The sequence below is a fragment of the Exiguobacterium sp. s168 genome, from assembly GCF_018619035.1.
Classification (GTDB): domain Bacteria; phylum Bacillota; class Bacilli; order Exiguobacteriales; family Exiguobacteriaceae; genus Exiguobacterium_A; species Exiguobacterium_A acetylicum.
Genome location: NZ_JACSNE010000002.1, coordinates 47,159 through 63,533, shown reverse-complemented (window position 1 = coordinate 63,533; position 16,375 = coordinate 47,159). Strand labels below are relative to the sequence as shown.

At 48.6% G+C, this 16,375-nt stretch carries 11 protein-coding genes, 1 other RNA gene, 1 pseudogene and 1 other annotated feature; all 13 genes and pseudogenes read left to right on the top strand.

Going from position 1 to position 16,375, the window contains the following annotated elements; all coding sequences use genetic code 11:
- The first annotated feature begins 3 nt into the window (after positions 1 to 3).
- The 13 genes and pseudogenes from queA (at position 4) to ssrS (ending at position 16,341) form a co-directional block, all read left to right on the top strand.
- A complete protein-coding gene (gene queA / locus KNQ15_RS01770) occupies positions 4 to 1,044 on the top strand; it encodes a tRNA preQ1(34) S-adenosylmethionine ribosyltransferase-isomerase QueA (protein ID WP_214727425.1) in 1,041 nt (346 codons plus the stop codon).
- Positions 1,044 to 2,189 carry a tRNA guanosine(34) transglycosylase Tgt gene (gene tgt, locus KNQ15_RS01765; protein WP_029342245.1) on the top strand — a complete coding sequence of 382 codons (1,146 nt, stop codon included), beginning with the start codon at positions 1,044 to 1,046 and terminating at the stop codon, positions 2,187 to 2,189. The genes queA and tgt overlap by 1 nt, the downstream gene beginning before the upstream one ends.
- Before the next feature lie 71 nt (positions 2,190 to 2,260).
- Positions 2,261 to 2,551, top strand: coding sequence for a preprotein translocase subunit YajC (gene yajC, locus KNQ15_RS01760; protein ID WP_029342244.1), 291 nt, complete (start codon positions 2,261 to 2,263; stop codon positions 2,549 to 2,551).
- A gap of 153 nt (positions 2,552 to 2,704) precedes the next feature.
- Positions 2,705 to 4,916, top strand: a pseudogene (secD, locus tag KNQ15_RS16710) (protein translocase subunit SecD).
- 72 nt (positions 4,917 to 4,988) lie between these two features.
- Positions 4,989 to 7,298 carry a single-stranded-DNA-specific exonuclease RecJ gene (gene recJ, locus KNQ15_RS01745; protein ID WP_214727421.1) on the top strand — a complete coding sequence of 770 codons (2,310 nt, stop codon included), beginning with the start codon at positions 4,989 to 4,991 and terminating at the stop codon, positions 7,296 to 7,298.
- The gene (locus tag KNQ15_RS01740; RefSeq protein WP_023468928.1) at positions 7,277 to 7,795 is read left to right on the top strand and encodes an adenine phosphoribosyltransferase; all 519 of its coding nucleotides are present in this window, start codon (positions 7,277 to 7,279) and stop codon (positions 7,793 to 7,795) included. Before recJ ends, KNQ15_RS01740 begins: the two co-directional genes overlap by 22 nt.
- Positions 7,796 to 7,937: 142 nt before the next feature.
- Positions 7,938 to 10,136: a RelA/SpoT family protein gene (locus KNQ15_RS01735; protein ID WP_023468927.1), complete on the top strand. Its 2,199-nt coding sequence runs from the start codon at positions 7,938 to 7,940 to the stop codon at positions 10,134 to 10,136.
- Positions 10,137 to 10,150: 14 nt separating this feature from the next.
- Complete coding sequence (gene dtd / locus KNQ15_RS01730; RefSeq protein ID WP_087681168.1) at positions 10,151 to 10,600, top strand: D-aminoacyl-tRNA deacylase; 450 nt, start codon at positions 10,151 to 10,153, stop codon at positions 10,598 to 10,600.
- Positions 10,601 to 10,645: 45 nt separating this feature from the next.
- Positions 10,646 to 10,867: a binding site (T-box leader), on the top strand.
- Positions 10,868 to 10,909: 42 nt separating this feature from the next.
- Positions 10,910 to 12,190: a histidine--tRNA ligase gene (gene hisS / locus KNQ15_RS01725; RefSeq protein WP_214727419.1), complete on the top strand. Its 1,281-nt coding sequence runs from the start codon at positions 10,910 to 10,912 to the stop codon at positions 12,188 to 12,190.
- Positions 12,187 to 13,953: an aspartate--tRNA ligase gene (gene aspS / locus KNQ15_RS01720; protein WP_029342239.1), complete on the top strand. Its 1,767-nt coding sequence runs from the start codon at positions 12,187 to 12,189 to the stop codon at positions 13,951 to 13,953. The genes hisS and aspS overlap by 4 nt, the downstream gene beginning before the upstream one ends.
- Before the next feature lie 63 nt (positions 13,954 to 14,016).
- Positions 14,017 to 14,601: a DNA-3-methyladenine glycosylase gene (locus KNQ15_RS01715; RefSeq protein ID WP_214727417.1), complete on the top strand. Its 585-nt coding sequence runs from the start codon at positions 14,017 to 14,019 to the stop codon at positions 14,599 to 14,601.
- 291 nt (positions 14,602 to 14,892) lie between these two features.
- Positions 14,893 to 16,077: a DASH family cryptochrome gene (locus tag KNQ15_RS01710; RefSeq protein ID WP_214727415.1), complete on the top strand. Its 1,185-nt coding sequence runs from the start codon at positions 14,893 to 14,895 to the stop codon at positions 16,075 to 16,077.
- 74 nt (positions 16,078 to 16,151) lie between these two features.
- Positions 16,152 to 16,341: non-coding RNA, 6S RNA (gene ssrS / locus KNQ15_RS01705), on the top strand.
- Positions 16,342 to 16,375 lie beyond the last annotated feature (34 nt).

Genomic DNA, 16,375 nt, shown 5'->3' with positions numbered 1-16,375 from the left:
CCAATGGATGTAAATTTATTTGATTTTCATTTACCAGAAGAACAAATTGCCCAAGTGCCATTGCTCGACCGGACGAGTTCGAAATTGATGGTTCTCGATCGGGAGACCGGTGCGATTCAGCACCAGCACTTCCATGATATCGTCGACCACTTCCGCGAAGGCGATACACTCGTCATCAACGATACGAAAGTCTTACCAGCACGTCTCTTTGGTGTGAAGGAAGAGACGGGTGGGAAAATCGAATTGTTACTCTTGAAACAGACGAGTGACGATGTCTGGGAAACACTTGCGAAACCGGCAAAACGCGTTAAACCAGGAACGATTTTGTCGTTTGGTGACGGATTACTCCGTGCTGAGTGTGTCGAAGCACTTGAAGACGGGGGACGAATCCTGAAGTTTTTCTATGACGGCATTTTCTATGAAGTGCTCGACCAACTTGGAACGATGCCACTGCCACCGTACATTCACGAACAACTCGAGGATCAAGATCGTTACCAGACGGTGTATGCTCGGGAACGCGGAAGTGCGGCAGCACCGACGGCTGGTCTACATTTCACGCCGGAATTGCTCGAAGCGCTCAAAGCGAAAGGCGTTCGGATCGCACCGTTGACGTTACACGTTGGACTTGGCACATTCCGCCCTGTCTCGGTCGACGACATCGATAGTCATAAAATGCACAGTGAGTACTACGAACTGCCGGAAAGTTCAGCTGCCTTGCTACGCGAAACACGGAAACAAGGCGGACGGATCATCGCAGTCGGAACGACATCGACACGGACGCTTGAAACGGTCATTCGTGACCATGGCGACTTCGTCGAAGCAACGGGCTGGACGGACATCTTCATCTTCCCAGGTCAGGAAGTCAAAGGGATTGATGGATTGATCACGAACTTCCACTTACCAAAATCAACATTGATCATGCTCGTGTCCGCGTTATCGACACGAGAACACATTCTGCATGCCTACGAAGAAGCAGTTGCAAACGGCTATCGCTTCTTTAGCTTTGGTGATGCGATGTTCTTAACGAGAGAGGAACGAAACTAATGACAAAACACGCGGTAACATACGAACATATCAAAACATGTAAACAATCCGGAGCGCGGTTAGGAATCGTCCACACGCCGCACGGCAGTTTCGAGACACCGGTCTTCATGCCGGTTGGAACACAAGCGACAGTCAAGACGATGGCACCGGAACAAATCAAGGACATGAACGCGAACATCATCCTCGCGAACACGTACCACCTCTGGGTTCGTCCAGGACATGATGTCATCAAGGAAGCGGGCGGTCTGCATAAATTCATGAATTGGGATGGCGCGATTCTCACGGACTCAGGTGGTTTCCAAGTCTTCTCACTCGCTGACCTTCGGAACATCTCAGAAGAAGGCGTTCATTTCCGGAACCACTTGAACGGGGACAAATTGTTCTTGTCGCCAGAAAAAGCGATGGAAATCCAGAATGCACTCGGTTCAGATATCATGATGGCGTTTGACGAGTGCCCACCGTACCCAGCTTCTCACGAGTACATGAAAGCATCCGTCGAACGGACGAGCCGCTGGGCAGAACGTTGTCTTGCAGCGCATGAACGTCCGCACGATCAAGCACTCTTTGGAATCATCCAAGGTGGAGAATATGAAGACTTACGTCGTCAAAGTGCAAAAGACCTCGTTGCCCTTGATTTCCCGGGTTATGCGGTCGGTGGTCTCTCGGTCGGTGAGCCAAAAGACGTCATGTACCGGGCGCTTGAATTCACGACACCACTCATGCCGGAAGATAAGCCTCGTTACTTAATGGGCGTTGGTTCACCGGATGCGTTGATTGAAGGCGCGATTCGCGGAATCGATATGTTCGACTGTGTCTTACCGACACGGATCGCACGAAACGGTACGTTGATGACATCACAAGGACGTCTTGTCGTCCGGAATGCCAAATATGCACGTGATTTCCGTCCACTCGACGAGAAATGTGATTGCTACGCATGTAAAAATTACTCGCGTTCGTACATCCATCACTTGATTCGGGCGCAAGAAACATTCGGTCTGCATCTGTGTTCGACACACAATCTTCACTTCCTCGTCAAGTTGATGGAAGGCGTTCGCCAAGCGATTCGTGAAGATCGTCTGCTCGATTTCAAGGAAGAATTCTTCGAAGAATACGGTTACAATTTACCGAACGCAAAGAATTTCTAACAAATCGTCTGACAAATCAATTCTTTCACGGTATAATGAACGTGATTTGAATGATAAAGGAGCTGAATCAGATGGAAGGCTTAATCACATTCCTCCCGATGATCTTGATCTTCGTGGTGTTCTATTTCTTGTTGATCCGTCCACAGAACAAACGCCAGAAGCAAGTGCGTCAGATGCAAAATGAACTCTCACGCGGCGACTCGATCGTTACGATCGGTGGTCTTCACGGGGTTGTCCAAAAAGTTGACGACATGACGGTGACATTGAAGTCAGGTAATGCACAATTGACATTCAACCGAAGTGCTGTCGCAGAAGTGACGAAAAAATCAACGACTGTCATGGACGACGAAACTGTCGAATAAGGCATTGAAAAGGCGCTTTCCGGATTCCGGAGCGTCTTTTCTGTTTATATATGAGAAAAACGTTTGCTAAGATTACCATTTCTTTTGTAAGCTAGGGTAGGAGAACAAAGTTGTCTGAAAATATACTGGGAACTAGAGAAAGGACAATGTAGCATGATCAAGAAAGGGAAACTTGCCACATTCTTCATCGTCGTCATTGCGTTGCTCGTACTGATTGGTACGACATCGTCATGGTTGTTGAAGGATACGAAGCTCGGCCTTGACCTTAAGGGTGGCTTCGAAGTCTTGTATGAAGTACAACCGCTGAAAGAAGGAGACGTCATCGATCAAAATGCGATGAGTGCGACGCTGACGGCAATCGAGAACCGTGTCAACGTCCTCGGTGTCTCTGAACCAGATATCCGGATCGAAGGCGATAACCGGATTCGCGTTCAGCTTGCTGGCGTCAAGGATCAGACGGAAGCGCGTCAAATCCTCTCTTCGACAGCACAATTGTCATTCCGTGACATCAACGATAAGTTGTTGCTCGATGGATCAGACTTAAAAGCCAAAGGGGCAAAAGTCGGATATGATCCGAACACGAATGAACCACTCGTCGAGTTGACGATGAAATCAAAAGAGAAATTCTATGAAGTGACACAAAAAGTCTCACAAATGCAACCACCTGCGAATCGTCTCGTCATCTGGCTCGATTATGAGAAAGGCGATTCGTATGAAAAAGAAATTCAAAAAGCAAACTCGAAGATCGTCTCGGATGCATCGGTCACACAACCGATCAATTCGGATAAAGCGATCATTTCTGGTGGCGATATCGATGCCGAGTACGGGAAACAATTATCGTCGATCCTAAACGCCGGCGCACTACCGGTCAAACTCGAGGAAATCTACTCGACGTCGGTCTCTGCTGCTTTTGGACAGGACGCACTTGATCAGACGCTCTTCGCCTCAGCAATCGGTGTAGCCGCTGTCTTCTTGTTCATGCTACTGTTCTACCGGATCTCTGGATTCGTTTCGATCATCACGTTGCTGTTCTACATCTATCTCGTCATGATCTTCTTTAACGGGATCAATGCTGTCCTCACGTTACCGGGGATTGCGGCACTCGTTCTTGGAGTCGGGATGGCGGTCGATGCGAACATCATCACTGCTGAGCGGATCAAGGATGAATTACGAAGTGGTAAATCCGTCTTGTCCGCATTCAAAGCCGGTAACCGTCGTTCGTTTGGTACGATTCTTGATGCCAACTTGACGACGTTGATCTCTGCTGGTGTGTTGTACTACTTTGGTACAAGTACGGTCAAAGGATTCGCCATCATGTTGATGGTTTCGATCGCCGTCACGTTCGTCACGAACGTCTTTGTCTCACGTTACCTGATGCAGCTCCTTGTCAGTAGCCGATGGTTCGATAAGAAGAAATCATGGTTCGGTGTAAAGGAGAGTGAAATCCGTGAGCTTTAATCCTACGAAATTCGATTACGTCAAACATCGTAAAATCTATTTCGCAATCACGATCGCGCTTGTCATCGTGTCGGTCCTCTTGTTGTCGTTCCGTGGTTTAAACCTCGGGATCGACTTCACGCAAGGAACGCGTGTCGAGATTTCTTCTGAGAATCAAATCAAGGAAGCGGACGTCCGCTCTGTCATTGAAGATGCCGGGATTGATGCGGAAGAAATCGATGGTATTCAATTCGCTCAAGGCGGAAAGTTAGCGAACGTCACGTTCGTTGGTGAATTCAGCCAAGAACAAATTTCTGAAATCAAACAATCGGTTGAAGCGGAATACAAGAAAGAACCGAGTATCTCGACAGTTTCGGCACAAGTCGGTCGGGAAATCGCGCGTAACGCGATTTATGCCGTCTTACTTGCGTCACTCGGGATCGTCATCTACGTCTCGTTCCGATTCCAACCGCTCTACGGGATTGCGACAGTCCTCGCATTGCTACATGATGCGTTGATGATCATTGCTTTCTTTTCGCTGTTCCAGATCGAAGTCAATCTTTACTTCATCGCAGCCGTCTTGACGATCATCGGGTATTCCGTCAACGATACGATCGTTACGTTCGACAGGGTACGAGAAAATCTCGGACTTGCTGAAAAAGGTGGACGGAAAGTCTCATTTGATGAGTTGCAGCATATCGTCAATGAATCGATCCAACAGACGATCATCCGCTCGATCAATACGGTCGTCACGGTCATCATGACAGCAGCAGCACTCTACATCTTCGGTAGCGAAGCGATTCGTGGATTTAGTCTTGCCTTGCTCGTCGGGTTGATCATGGGAATGTATTCTTCGATCTTCATCGCTGCACAACTCTGGCTCGTCATGAAAGGTCGGACGCTCGGTCGGACAAAACGTGCTTCCTAAAAGAGTATCCGCATCAGCTATCGCTGGTGCGGATTTTCTATTATAATGGGGAAGTTGATTGGAGGGTTTGAGATGTACCATGCTAAAAAAACATGGCTTGATAAAGTCATCGATTCAGAACAGATCGAACAATTGACGGCGGATGGCACGATCTCACCGCACGTCGCACAACTACTTGTCCAACGGGGATTCACGACACGTGAAGCTGCCCGTGATTTTTTAGAAACCGATCAAATGGCATTTCATGATCCATTTGCCTTTAAAGACATGCCAAAAGTCGTCGAACGGATTCAACGTGCCGTTGACGAGGGCGAGATGATTTTAATTTACGGTGATTATGACGTCGACGGCGTGAGTTCCGCTGCGATTCTCTGGCACGCCTTGATTGAAATCGGAGGGATGGCAGAGTGTTATATCCCGAACCGATTCACGGAAGGCTATGGACCAAACGAAGCCGCTTTTCGCTGGGCTGCAGAAGAAGGCTTTAGTCTCGTCATTACCGTTGACTGCGGCATTTCCGGCATCCACGAAGCAGATGTCCTGAAAGAACTCGGTGTCGATTTAATCATTACCGATCACCACGAAGCCAAAGAAACGTTACCTGATGCCTTTGCCTTAATCCATCCAGGTGTCGATCCAGACTATCCGTTCTCAAAACTTGCTGGGGCAGGTGTTGCTTTTAAAGTCGCGCATGCACTGCTTGACCGTGAACCCGTCGAGTTACTCGATCTTGCCGTGCTCGGAACGATTGCCGATCTCGTCCCACTTGTCGGCGAGAACAGGTTGCTAGCGATTCGTGGCATCGAGGCGCTGAATGCGAGTGAACGTCCGGGTATCCTTGCGTTACGGGACGTTTGTAGTTTGACGGAAGACGAACTGACCGAAGAATCGGTCGGATTTGCGTTCGGTCCGCGGATCAATGCGGCAGGTCGTCTTGATTCGGCGATGCCAGCGCTTGAGATGTTACTAGCGGAAAGTAAGGATGAGGCACTTCACCTCGCGAAGCAACTCGACCAACAAAATAAGCAGCGTCAAGATATCGTCAAGCAGATTGCGGAAGAAGCGACGGCGCTTGTCGAAGAACGGTTTAAAGAGGACCGCGTACTCGTCGTCGATGCGGCAGACTGGAATCCAGGTGTCGTTGGGATTGTCGCTTCGCGACTCGTTGAAAAATATCATCGTCCCGTCATCATGTTGTGTCATGACGCTGAAAAAGGAACCGCGAAGGGATCTGGACGATCGATTCCAGCCTTTGATCTCTTTGCTGAACTGACGAAATGTGAAGATATCTTGCCGCATTTCGGAGGACATCCGGCTGCTGCTGGTATGACGCTGTCTTCCGATGACGTCGAAGCGTTACGTCAACGCTTGAATGAACAAGCGAGCACGTTACCAGATGACGCGTTCATTGCGACGATCGATGTCGACTTACGTCTGCAAGTCAGTGATGTCTCAATCCAGTTGATTGAAGATATTCAGCGACTCGCGCCATTCGGGATGGGGAATCCCGCGCCACGGATTGTCATCGAGCAAGCGAAGATCCGTGACATGAAGCGGATCGGTCGTGACTTGACGCATGTCAAAGCACTACTATCAGGCGACGGGAAGGAACTCGATGCGATCGGCTTCGGCTTCGGCGACCTTGTCGATGAAGTCTCGACCCTGTCGGAGATTCACTTGATGGGCAGTCTGAACATTAATGAATGGAATGGGTTCCGTAAACCACAATTGATGATTCAAGATGTCGCCGTCGAAGATGTTCAAGTGTTTGATTATCGTGGGGGTAAGCGACCGCTGAGCGAACTATTCGCGTTACCGCATGAGACGACGACATTCGTTGCCTTTACCGATGAGGTGAAAGAAAAGTACGCCGAACGTCCGTTGAACGGACCGATTCGCCAAAACATCGTCTTCCTCGATCTACCGGAAGAAGAAGTTGCGTTCCATCCTTACGTGCAACAGGCAGAGCGGATTTATTGTGCCTTTAAGGACGAGGGCTATTATTTCGAGACGATTCCATCGCGGGAGGACTTCAAACAGTACTTCCAGTATTTCGCGAAATGTCCGCGTGACGAGCTCCGGATTGGTCTTGTACGTTTGTCGAAATCGCGAAAATGGACGAAACGATCGATTAACTTTATGCATTCGGTATTCTCGGAACTTGATTTTCTTGTTACAATGGAGGACGGGCTGCCGGGTGTGAACCCAAATGCTGCAAAACGAGATCTGACGGAAGCTCCGACGTACCAGCGTCATGAAGCGCGTCAAGAGCTCGAGCAACAATACATTTATTCGTCACTCGCTCAGTTGAAAGAGCGTTTTGATACTTTGGTAGAAGCGGCGAAGCAGGAGGAAAAGACATGGAGTTCAAACAGCATATAAAAGAGGTCGAAAACTGGCCGAAAGAAGGAATCAGTTTCAAAGACATCACATCACTCATGCAGAACGGACCAGTGTACAAACAATCGGTTGATGCACTCGTCGAATATGCACGCAGTAAAGGCGCTGATGTCATCGCGGGTCCGGAAGCACGTGGATTCGTCGTTGGTTGCCCAGCCGCTTACGCGATGGAAATCGGATTCGTACCTGTCCGTAAAGAAGGAAAATTACCACGTGAGACAGTCCGTGTCGAGTATGGTCTTGAGTACGGAAAAGATGTCTTGACGATGCATGAAGATGCGATTCAACCAGGACAACGCGTCGTCATCCTTGACGACTTGCTTGCAACAGGTGGTACGATCGAAGCGACGATTCAAATGATTGAAAAATTAGGCGGAACGGTTGCCGGAATCGGATTCTTGATTGAACTCGATGGTCTTGGTGGACGTGAGAAACTCGAAGGATACGACGTTCTCTCATTGATTCGCTACGAAGACTAAAGCATGCATACTCTCTTGGTTACATGATGACCAAGGGGGTATTTCTTTTTATTTTGACATCTTCTCAAGATTTCACGATAATAAGAACTATATATTAGGGATTCCGTTGCAGACGATCCCGGGGACTGGGTGAGGAAAAGGGATGACAAACAAACAAATCGTAAATGTAGAAGACCTTCTCGCTCGATGTGCGGAATACATGACGCAAGCTGAAGTCAAAGACATCGAACGGGCTTACCAATTCGCGAAAGACGAACATGATGGTCAATTCCGCCGTTCCGGGGAACCATACATCATTCATCCGGTACAAGTTGCCGGTATCTTAGTCGATATTGGTTTGGATGCAACGACGATCGTCGCTGCGCTTCTTCATGATGTCGTCGAAGATACGGACATTACACTCGAAGAATTAACGGAACGATTCGGTCCTGACGTCGCGATGCTTGTTGATGGCGTCACGAAACTCGGGAAAATCAAATATAAATCAAAGCGTGAAGAGCTTGCTGAGAACCACCGGAAAATGTTCATCGCGATGGCAGAAGATATTCGCGTCATCTTGATCAAACTGGCTGACCGTCTGCACAACATGCGGACGTTGCAACATATGGTCAAGGAAAAGCAGGTGCAAAAGGCAGAAGAGACGCTTGAAATCTTTGCGCCGCTTGCCCATCGTCTCGGGATTTCGACGATCAAGTGGGAACTTGAAGACATCAGTTTGCGTTATATCAATCCACAACAGTACTACCGGATTGTCTCAATGATGAAACAAAAACGGACGGAACGCGAAGCGCTCGTCAGTTCGGTCATCGAAGAGGTCAACGAAGTACTCGATGATGTACAGATTGCGGCGGAAGTCGATGGACGTCCGAAGCATATCTATTCCATTTACAACAAGATGCAAAACTCGAAAAAAGAGTTCAGTGAAATTTATGACTTAATGGCTGTTCGTATCATCGTCGATTCAATCAAGGATTGTTACGCCGTTCTCGGAATCATTCATACGCAATATAAACCGATGCCGGGACGTTTCAAGGATTATATCGCGATGCCGAAGCCGAACATGTATCAATCGCTGCATACGACGGTCATCGGACCGAAAGGCGAGCCGCTCGAGGTCCAAATTCGGACACGGGACATGCACTTTATTGCCGAGTACGGGATTGCCGCTCACTGGGCGTATAAAGAAGGTAAGGAACAGGAAGCGAAATCAGGCTTTGAGGATAAGATTGCCCATTTCCGTGAAATTCTTGAATTGCAGAAAGATACGGCAGATGCTGAAGAATTCATGGAATCGGTCAAAGTCGACTTCTTTAGTGACATGTTGTACGTCTTTACACCAAAAGGTGACGTCATCGAACTCCCGAAAGGGTCTGTTCCGATTGATTATGCTTACCGGATTCACACGGAAATTGGTCACCGGACGATCGGGGCGAAAGTTAACGGGCGGATGGTACCGATCGATTATAAACTGAAGACAGGCGATATCATTGAAATCGTCACGTCGAAGCACAGTTATGGTCCAAGTAAGGACTGGCTCAAGATTTGTGTGTCGAGTCAGGCGAAGAATAAAATCCGTCAATGGTTCAAACGTCAGCAACGCGAAGAGAATGTCTCCAAAGGACGGGAACTGATCGAAGCAGAAGTGAAAAAACTCGGATTCGAGCCGAAGGAAGTCATCAATGAGAAGACGCTTGAAGACGTGACGCGGAAGTTCAACTTCGCGCAAGAAGAAGATATGTATGCTGCCGTTGGCTATCATGGTCTGACCGCTGCTCAAGTCGCGCACAAATTGACGGAAAAGTTACGCAAAGACAAAGAGTCCAAAAATCTTGAACTGAACGAAGCCATCAGCGAGATGAAGACGTTCGATCGTCCGAAGAAAGAAAATCCAGAAGGCGTTCGTGTCAAAGGCATCGACAACATGCTCGTTCGCATGAGCCGCTGTTGTAATCCGGTACCAGGGGATGATATCGTCGGGTACATCACACGTGGACGGGGTGTCTCGATTCACCGGACGGATTGTTTGAACGTCATTCACGAACAAAATCCAGAGCGCTTGCTCGAAGTCGAGTGGGAACACGAAGGTAAAGCCGTTAAGAGTTATAACGTCGAAATCGAAATTTCAGGATTCGACCGGGCTGGATTACTGAATGATGTCTTACAGTCAGTATCTGCGACGAATACGAACATCGTTGCCGTCAGCGGGAAAGGTGACGACAGTAAGCAAGCCAAAATCACGATGACGATCGCGATCAACAACGTCAATCATTTACAGAAAGTCGTCGATCGGATCAAACAAATCTCTGACGTGTATGCTGTACATCGCGTCATGATGACGTAAGGAGCGGATGAGTCATGCGAGTCGTATTACAACGAGTCAAAGAAGCAAGTGTCACAGTCGATCAGGAGGTCATCGGTCAAATCAAGCAAGGTTTTCTCTTGCTTGTCGGGGTCACGCACGAAGACACGATCGATCAGGTGAACTGGTTAGCTGATAAAATCGCAGGACTCCGTGTGTTTGAAGATGAGGAAGAACGGATGAACCGCTCGTTGCAAGATGTCGACGGTCAGATTCTGTCCGTCTCGCAGTTCACGTTATATGGTGATGTCAAAAAAGGACGTCGTCCTGCTTTTACAGAAGCAGCGAAACCGGATGTTGCCAACGCGTTGTATGAAGCGTTTAATGAACGTCTTCGTGCGCAAGGACTGACAGTCGAGACAGGTCAGTTTGGTGCGATGATGGATATCGCGCTCGTCAATGATGGACCGGTGACATTGATTCTTGAAAAAGAAGCAAACGCTTGACAGGAACCGAGAGACGAGGCAATATTAGACGTAACCAAATGATTCATACGACCGAAGACGAAGAGGAGTAATCAAGACCTCGTCTGCTTAGAGAGTCGCCCCTTGGCTGGAAGGGCGAACAGACGAACTCGATGAAAGACCCTTCCGAGGTATCTTCCTGAACTGATAGTAGGGAAGGTCGTACGCAGGCGTTAACTGCACCGAGTGGTCAAATGTGATTTGACAACCAGGGTGGTACCACGGGATCTTCAAGTTCTCGTCCCTTTGCGGACGAGGACTTTTTTGTATTCAAAAAAGGAGGAATTTGAGATGAAATTACCACGCGGTACGTTTGATGTCCTTCCAGGAACAGTCGAACGTTGGCAGTACATCGAACAACAATTACGTGACATCAGTAAGCGTTACAACTATAAGGAAATCCGGACGCCGATTTTTGAGGAGACAGAACTCTTCAAACGTGGCGTCGGTGAGACGACGGATATCGTTCAAAAAGAAATGTTCATGCTTGAGAAACGCGGAAAAGACCAGTTGACGTTACGCCCAGAAGGAACGGCTGCTGTCGTTCGTTCATTCGTGACGAACAAACTGTTCGGTTCACCGAACCAACCGACGAAATTGTTCTACATTGGACCGATGTTCCGTTATGAACGTCCGCAAGCAGGTCGTTTCCGTCAGCTCCACCAATACGGAGTCGAAGCACTCGGAAGTGAACAACCAGCAATCGATGCGGAAGTCATCAGTCTCGCGATGAGCATCTACCGGTCATTCGGCTTGAAGCACCTCAAGCTCGTCATCAATACACTCGGGGATAACGAAAGTCGTGCGGCACACCGGGCAGCACTCGTCGCTCACTTCAAACCGGTCGTTCACGAGTTGTGTCAGGACTGTCAGAATCGTCTCGAAACGAATCCACTTCGGGTCCTCGACTGTAAAGTCGACCGCGATCACCCGAGCATGGCAACAGCACCATCAATTCTCGATTACTTGAACCCGGCATCAAAAGCCTACTTCGACGAAGTATTGCTTCACTTAGATGCACTTGGCATCGAGTACGTCGTTGATCCAACGCTTGTCCGCGGAATCGATTATTACAATCACACGGCGTTCGAGATCATGTCAGAAGCAGAAGGCTTCGGAGCGATCACGACATTATGTGGCGGTGGGCGATACAACGGTCTCGTTGAACAAATCGGTGGACCGGCAACACCGGGAATTGGATTCGGAATCGGTATTGAACGTTTATTGATGGCGCTTGAGAATGAGAACGTCTTACCGGCAGTCGACGATCAAATCGACGTCTTCATCGTCGCGCAAGGCAGTGACGAAGTCGAAAAGACAGCAACGCGTCTCTTACAATTGATGCGTCTTGAAGGACTTGTCGCGGATCGCGATTATCTCGGTCGGAAGTTCAAAGGACAATTCAAGGCAGCCGATCGCTTGAAGGCACGCTACACGGTCATCCTCGGGGATGAAGAAGTCGAGCGTGGCGCAGCGGCGCTGAAGAACATGGCTACAGGGGAACAGACGGACGTTCCGTTATCAGCAGTCGCTGATACGATCGTCGCGAAATTAAAGGAGGAAGCACAATGATCGGACGCACGCATATGAACGGTCAGGTGACGGAAGAAGTCATCGGACAACACGTTCAACTTAAAGGATGGGTTCAAAAACGACGTGACTTAGGAGGATTGATCTTCCTAGATCTCCGCGACCGTAGCGGCATCGTCCAAATCGTCTTCCAACCGGAAAACGAGCAGGCACACCGTCTTGCGGAATCCATTCGTTCGGAGTATGTCCTCGATATTAAAGGGCACGTCATCGCACGTGAGAATCCGAACCCGAACATCCCGACTGGACAAGTCGAAGTTGTCGCGGATGAAGTCGTCATCTTGAACGCAGCGAAGATGACACCATTCCCAATCAGTGAAGAAGCAGAGCAGACGTCAGAAGATTTACGTCTCAAATATCGTTATCTTGACTTGCGTCGTCCGTCGCTCCAAGAGACATTCCGTCTCCGTTCGAAAGCATCGAACATCATGCGGAACTTCCTTGATGAGCAAGACTTCCTAGAAGTCGAGACACCAATCCTAACGAAATCAACACCAGAAGGCGCACGTGACTATCTCGTACCAAGTCGTGTTCACCCAGGTGAGTTCTACGCCTTGCCACAATCGCCACAATTGTTCAAACAATTGCTGATGGTATCTGGTTTTGAGCGGTACTTCCAAATTGCGCGTTGTTTCCGTGATGAAGACTTACGGGCAGACCGTCAACCTGAATTCACGCAAGTCGACATCGAGACGAGCTTCATGGACATCGAAGACTTGTATGCGATGATGGAGTCAATGATGACGCGTGTCATGAAAGAAACGCTTGGCAAAGATATCGTGACACCATTCCCACGGATGCCGTACGCAGAAGCGATGAGCCGGTATGGTTCGGATAAACCGGATACACGCTTCGGTCTCGAATTGATTGATGTCGCAGAAGCCGTCAAAGGGGCAGGATTCAAAGTATTCGATATGGCACTTGAAGCAGGTGGCGAAGTCAAAGCCTTGAACGTCAAAGGTGCAGCTGAGCGCTTCTCGCGTAAAGACATCGATAAGTTACAAGAATTCACAGCGATCTACGGCGCAAAAGGTCTCGCTTGGGTCAAAGTGACAGCGGAAGGATTGAACGGTCCGATCGCGAAGTTCTTTGACGAAGAAGCAACCGCTCGCCTGACAGCGGCGACAGATGCGGAAGCAGGCGACTTATTGTTGTTCGTCGCAGCAAAAGCATCGATCGTAGCAGACAGCTTAGGTGCGCTCCGTCAGAAGTTAGCGAAGGAACTCGACTTGATCGATGAGTCAGTCTTCAATTTCCTTTGGGTGACAGACTTCCCACTCGTCACGTACGAAGAAGAAGATGGTCGTTTCTACGCGAACCACCACCCGTTCACGATGCCACGTCGTGAAGATCTCGAATTGCTCGAGACGGATCCTGGAAAAGTCCTCGCAGTCGCGTATGACCTCGTCTTGAACGGATACGAGCTCGGCGGTGGATCACAACGGATCTACGAACGGGATATCCAAGAGCGGATGTTCAAATTGCTTGGCTTCACAGAAGAAGAAGCAAACGAGCAATTCGGCTTCTTGATGGAAGCATTCGAATACGGAACACCACCACATGCGGGGATCGCACTCGGTCTAGACCGTCTCGTCATGTTACTTGCAGGACGTTCGAACTTGCGTGATACGATTGCCTTCCCGAAAACAGCATCAGCAAGTGATCTGTTGACGGCAGCACCAAGCCCAGTCTCGGATGCGCAATTAAATGATCTCTCGATTCGAACAGCAGTTAAACAATCTTAAGACACGACAAGCGAATCTTCCGGTAGAGGGAGGTTCGCTTGTTTCATGAAGGAGGACGAACGGATGGAACGACAGTTTTTTGAGCGCTCACCGATTGAAGTCGGTCCAGATTTCTTAGGAACACACATCACCGTCGATGAGGTGACGATGCGAATCGTCGAAGTCGAAGCCTATCTTGGTCCTCACGATCAAGCCGCTCATTCGTTTTCCGGGAAACCTACGAAACGGACGGCACCAATGTTCGGTCCACCGGGACATCTCTATGTTTATTTCACATATGGTATGCATCATTGCATGAACATCGTTTGTGGTCACGAAGGGGAAGGATACGGACTGTTGTTACGAGGTGCCGAAATCATCAGGGGTCATGATCGGGTCGCTGAACGTCGTTTTGGTTGTTCCTACGCAGAGTTGACAGCGGTGCAACAACGCAATCTCGTCAATGGACCAGCGAAACTGTGCCAAGGGTTCGGTCTAACGACAGCTGATTCAGGTCAAGATCTTTATCAAGCCCGTTTTCGACTCGTTGCTGACCCGGTCGATGCAATCGTCCAGACGACTCGCATCGGTATCCCGAATGCAGGAGAAGCGACAGCCTATCCATGGCGGTTCTATGTAGAGGCGAGTGAGGGTGTCAGTAAACGTTAAAAAAATGGACGCTCCGGTAAGGAGACGTCCATTTTTTATTTAGGATTGTTAATTGATTTTTTAGACTGCTGTTTTTTATAGAATTTATAGACGATTGGTCCAACCGTCGTTACAAGCGTCATTAAAGTTCTGAGTTTACCGCGTTTTGCTGCCATTGATTCATTCACTCCTCTGGTTTGTTGTACTAATCATATTCCACGAAAACAACGTCTTAAAACCTCATCGGCACATTAAGTGGTTTTCCAAATACTATAGTCAGGTCATAGTATAAAGAGAGGGGAGACGATCAATATGGGAGCAGTTGTTTGGTATCGTCATGATTTACGTGTTGATGATCATGAGGCACTTCGGAGTGCATGTGAAGAACAGGGCGTCATTCGTGCCGTATACGTCAAAGATCAAAAGAAACGCGATTTTAAAAGAGGTACACATCAAGAACGGTTCGAACAAGAGACACTTGAGAACTTAGCGGGTCACCTGTCTCAAATCGGGATCACGCTAGATATAGTAGAAGGGAAGACATGTGAGGTACTCGATTCTTATCTGCAAGCGGATGATACCGTCTATTTCCATAAGATGACCGGAACAGAAGAAGCGACAAGTGAGCAGTATATCGAAGACAGATATACCGTCCGCTCTTTTGAAACACAGACGTTACATCGTCGGGAAGATATCGGAAGTGATGAATTAAAGCGCGTCTTTACGGCATTTCGAAAACGGGTCGAGGCGAAAGGGACCTTCTATGATCCACTCGATCCACCAACTGATATTCAGCTGATAAAAGAGGAATCAGTTGAAGCGGACCCAGAGACCGCATTCCCATTTCGGGGAGGAGAATCAGCGGGAAGGGCACGCCTTCAGGAATATCTCGCCAAGCCTGTATTCACCTATAAAGAAACACGGAATGGGTTCTTACGAAATGATTCATCGAAGTTATCTGCTTGGCTAGCGAACGGTTCACTCTCACCACGCCGCGTCATGGCTGAATTACAGGAAGCCGAGCGAAAAAAGGGAGCGAATGAATCGACGTACTGGTTGTATTTTGAATTGTTATGGCGTGACTTCTTCCATTTGACGATGCGTGAGACCGGAAGCCGTCTGTTCCGGTCGAGTGGATTACAAGAAGGTCAATACACTTGGAAGACGGACCAGCTAGCTGTAAAAAGCTGGATAGAAGGAAAAACCGGTGTGCCATTCGTCGATGCCTTCATGAACGAGATTCGCGAGACAGGGTGGATGTCGAATCGCGGAAGGCAAATCGTTGCCAGTTATCTGATTCATGAATTAAAGCAGGACTGGCGTATCGGAGCGCGGTATTTCGAACAGCAGTTGGTCGACTATGATGTCGCTTCGAACTATGGAAACTGGGCGTTCATCGCGGGTGTCGGGAATGCGACACGCACACCACGATTCGATCCCGCATTCCAACAACAAAGATATGATTCGAATCAACACTTCACGAAACGCTGGACCTGAAAAAAGCATCTTTTTCTGGAGTGGGAAGTAGTTGCATTTCAGAAGGGAGGATGCTATATTAAATGCATCAGATGGGGTTCCTGAATTGTACGAGAGCCGCCTTTTATCTTTGAGCCACTCTTTTTTGATAGGGAGTTTGACGTTCCAACTAGTAGTACATGCCTCGTAACACAGCAGGAGGACGTACGAATAGGAATCGGATAAGACACCCACCTGCACAGCAGGTTCAAAAATAAGGTATCGACACGGCACTTCGGGTCCCATCGTCTTATTATTTTATTGTTTGACACGTCGCATG

Excerpts from the sequence above, each read along its gene's own strand:
- queA (WP_214727425.1), top strand. The coding sequence starts at position 4 with ATGGATGTAAATTTATTTGATTTTCATTTACCAGAAGAACAAATTGCC.
- tgt (WP_029342245.1), top strand. The coding sequence starts at position 1,044 with ATGACAAAACACGCGGTAACATACGAACATATCAAAACATGTAAACAA.
- yajC (WP_029342244.1), top strand. The coding sequence starts at position 2,261 with ATGGAAGGCTTAATCACATTCCTCCCGATGATCTTGATCTTCGTGGTG.
- recJ (WP_214727421.1), top strand. The coding sequence starts at position 4,989 with ATGTACCATGCTAAAAAAACATGGCTTGATAAAGTCATCGATTCAGAA.
- KNQ15_RS01740 (WP_023468928.1), top strand. The coding sequence starts at position 7,277 with ATGGAGTTCAAACAGCATATAAAAGAGGTCGAAAACTGGCCGAAAGAA.
- KNQ15_RS01735 (WP_023468927.1), top strand. The coding sequence starts at position 7,938 with ATGACAAACAAACAAATCGTAAATGTAGAAGACCTTCTCGCTCGATGT.
- dtd (WP_087681168.1), top strand. The coding sequence starts at position 10,151 with ATGCGAGTCGTATTACAACGAGTCAAAGAAGCAAGTGTCACAGTCGAT.
- hisS (WP_214727419.1), top strand. The coding sequence starts at position 10,910 with ATGAAATTACCACGCGGTACGTTTGATGTCCTTCCAGGAACAGTCGAA.
- aspS (WP_029342239.1), top strand. The coding sequence starts at position 12,187 with ATGATCGGACGCACGCATATGAACGGTCAGGTGACGGAAGAAGTCATC.
- KNQ15_RS01715 (WP_214727417.1), top strand. The coding sequence starts at position 14,017 with ATGGAACGACAGTTTTTTGAGCGCTCACCGATTGAAGTCGGTCCAGAT.
- KNQ15_RS01710 (WP_214727415.1), top strand. The coding sequence starts at position 14,893 with ATGGGAGCAGTTGTTTGGTATCGTCATGATTTACGTGTTGATGATCAT.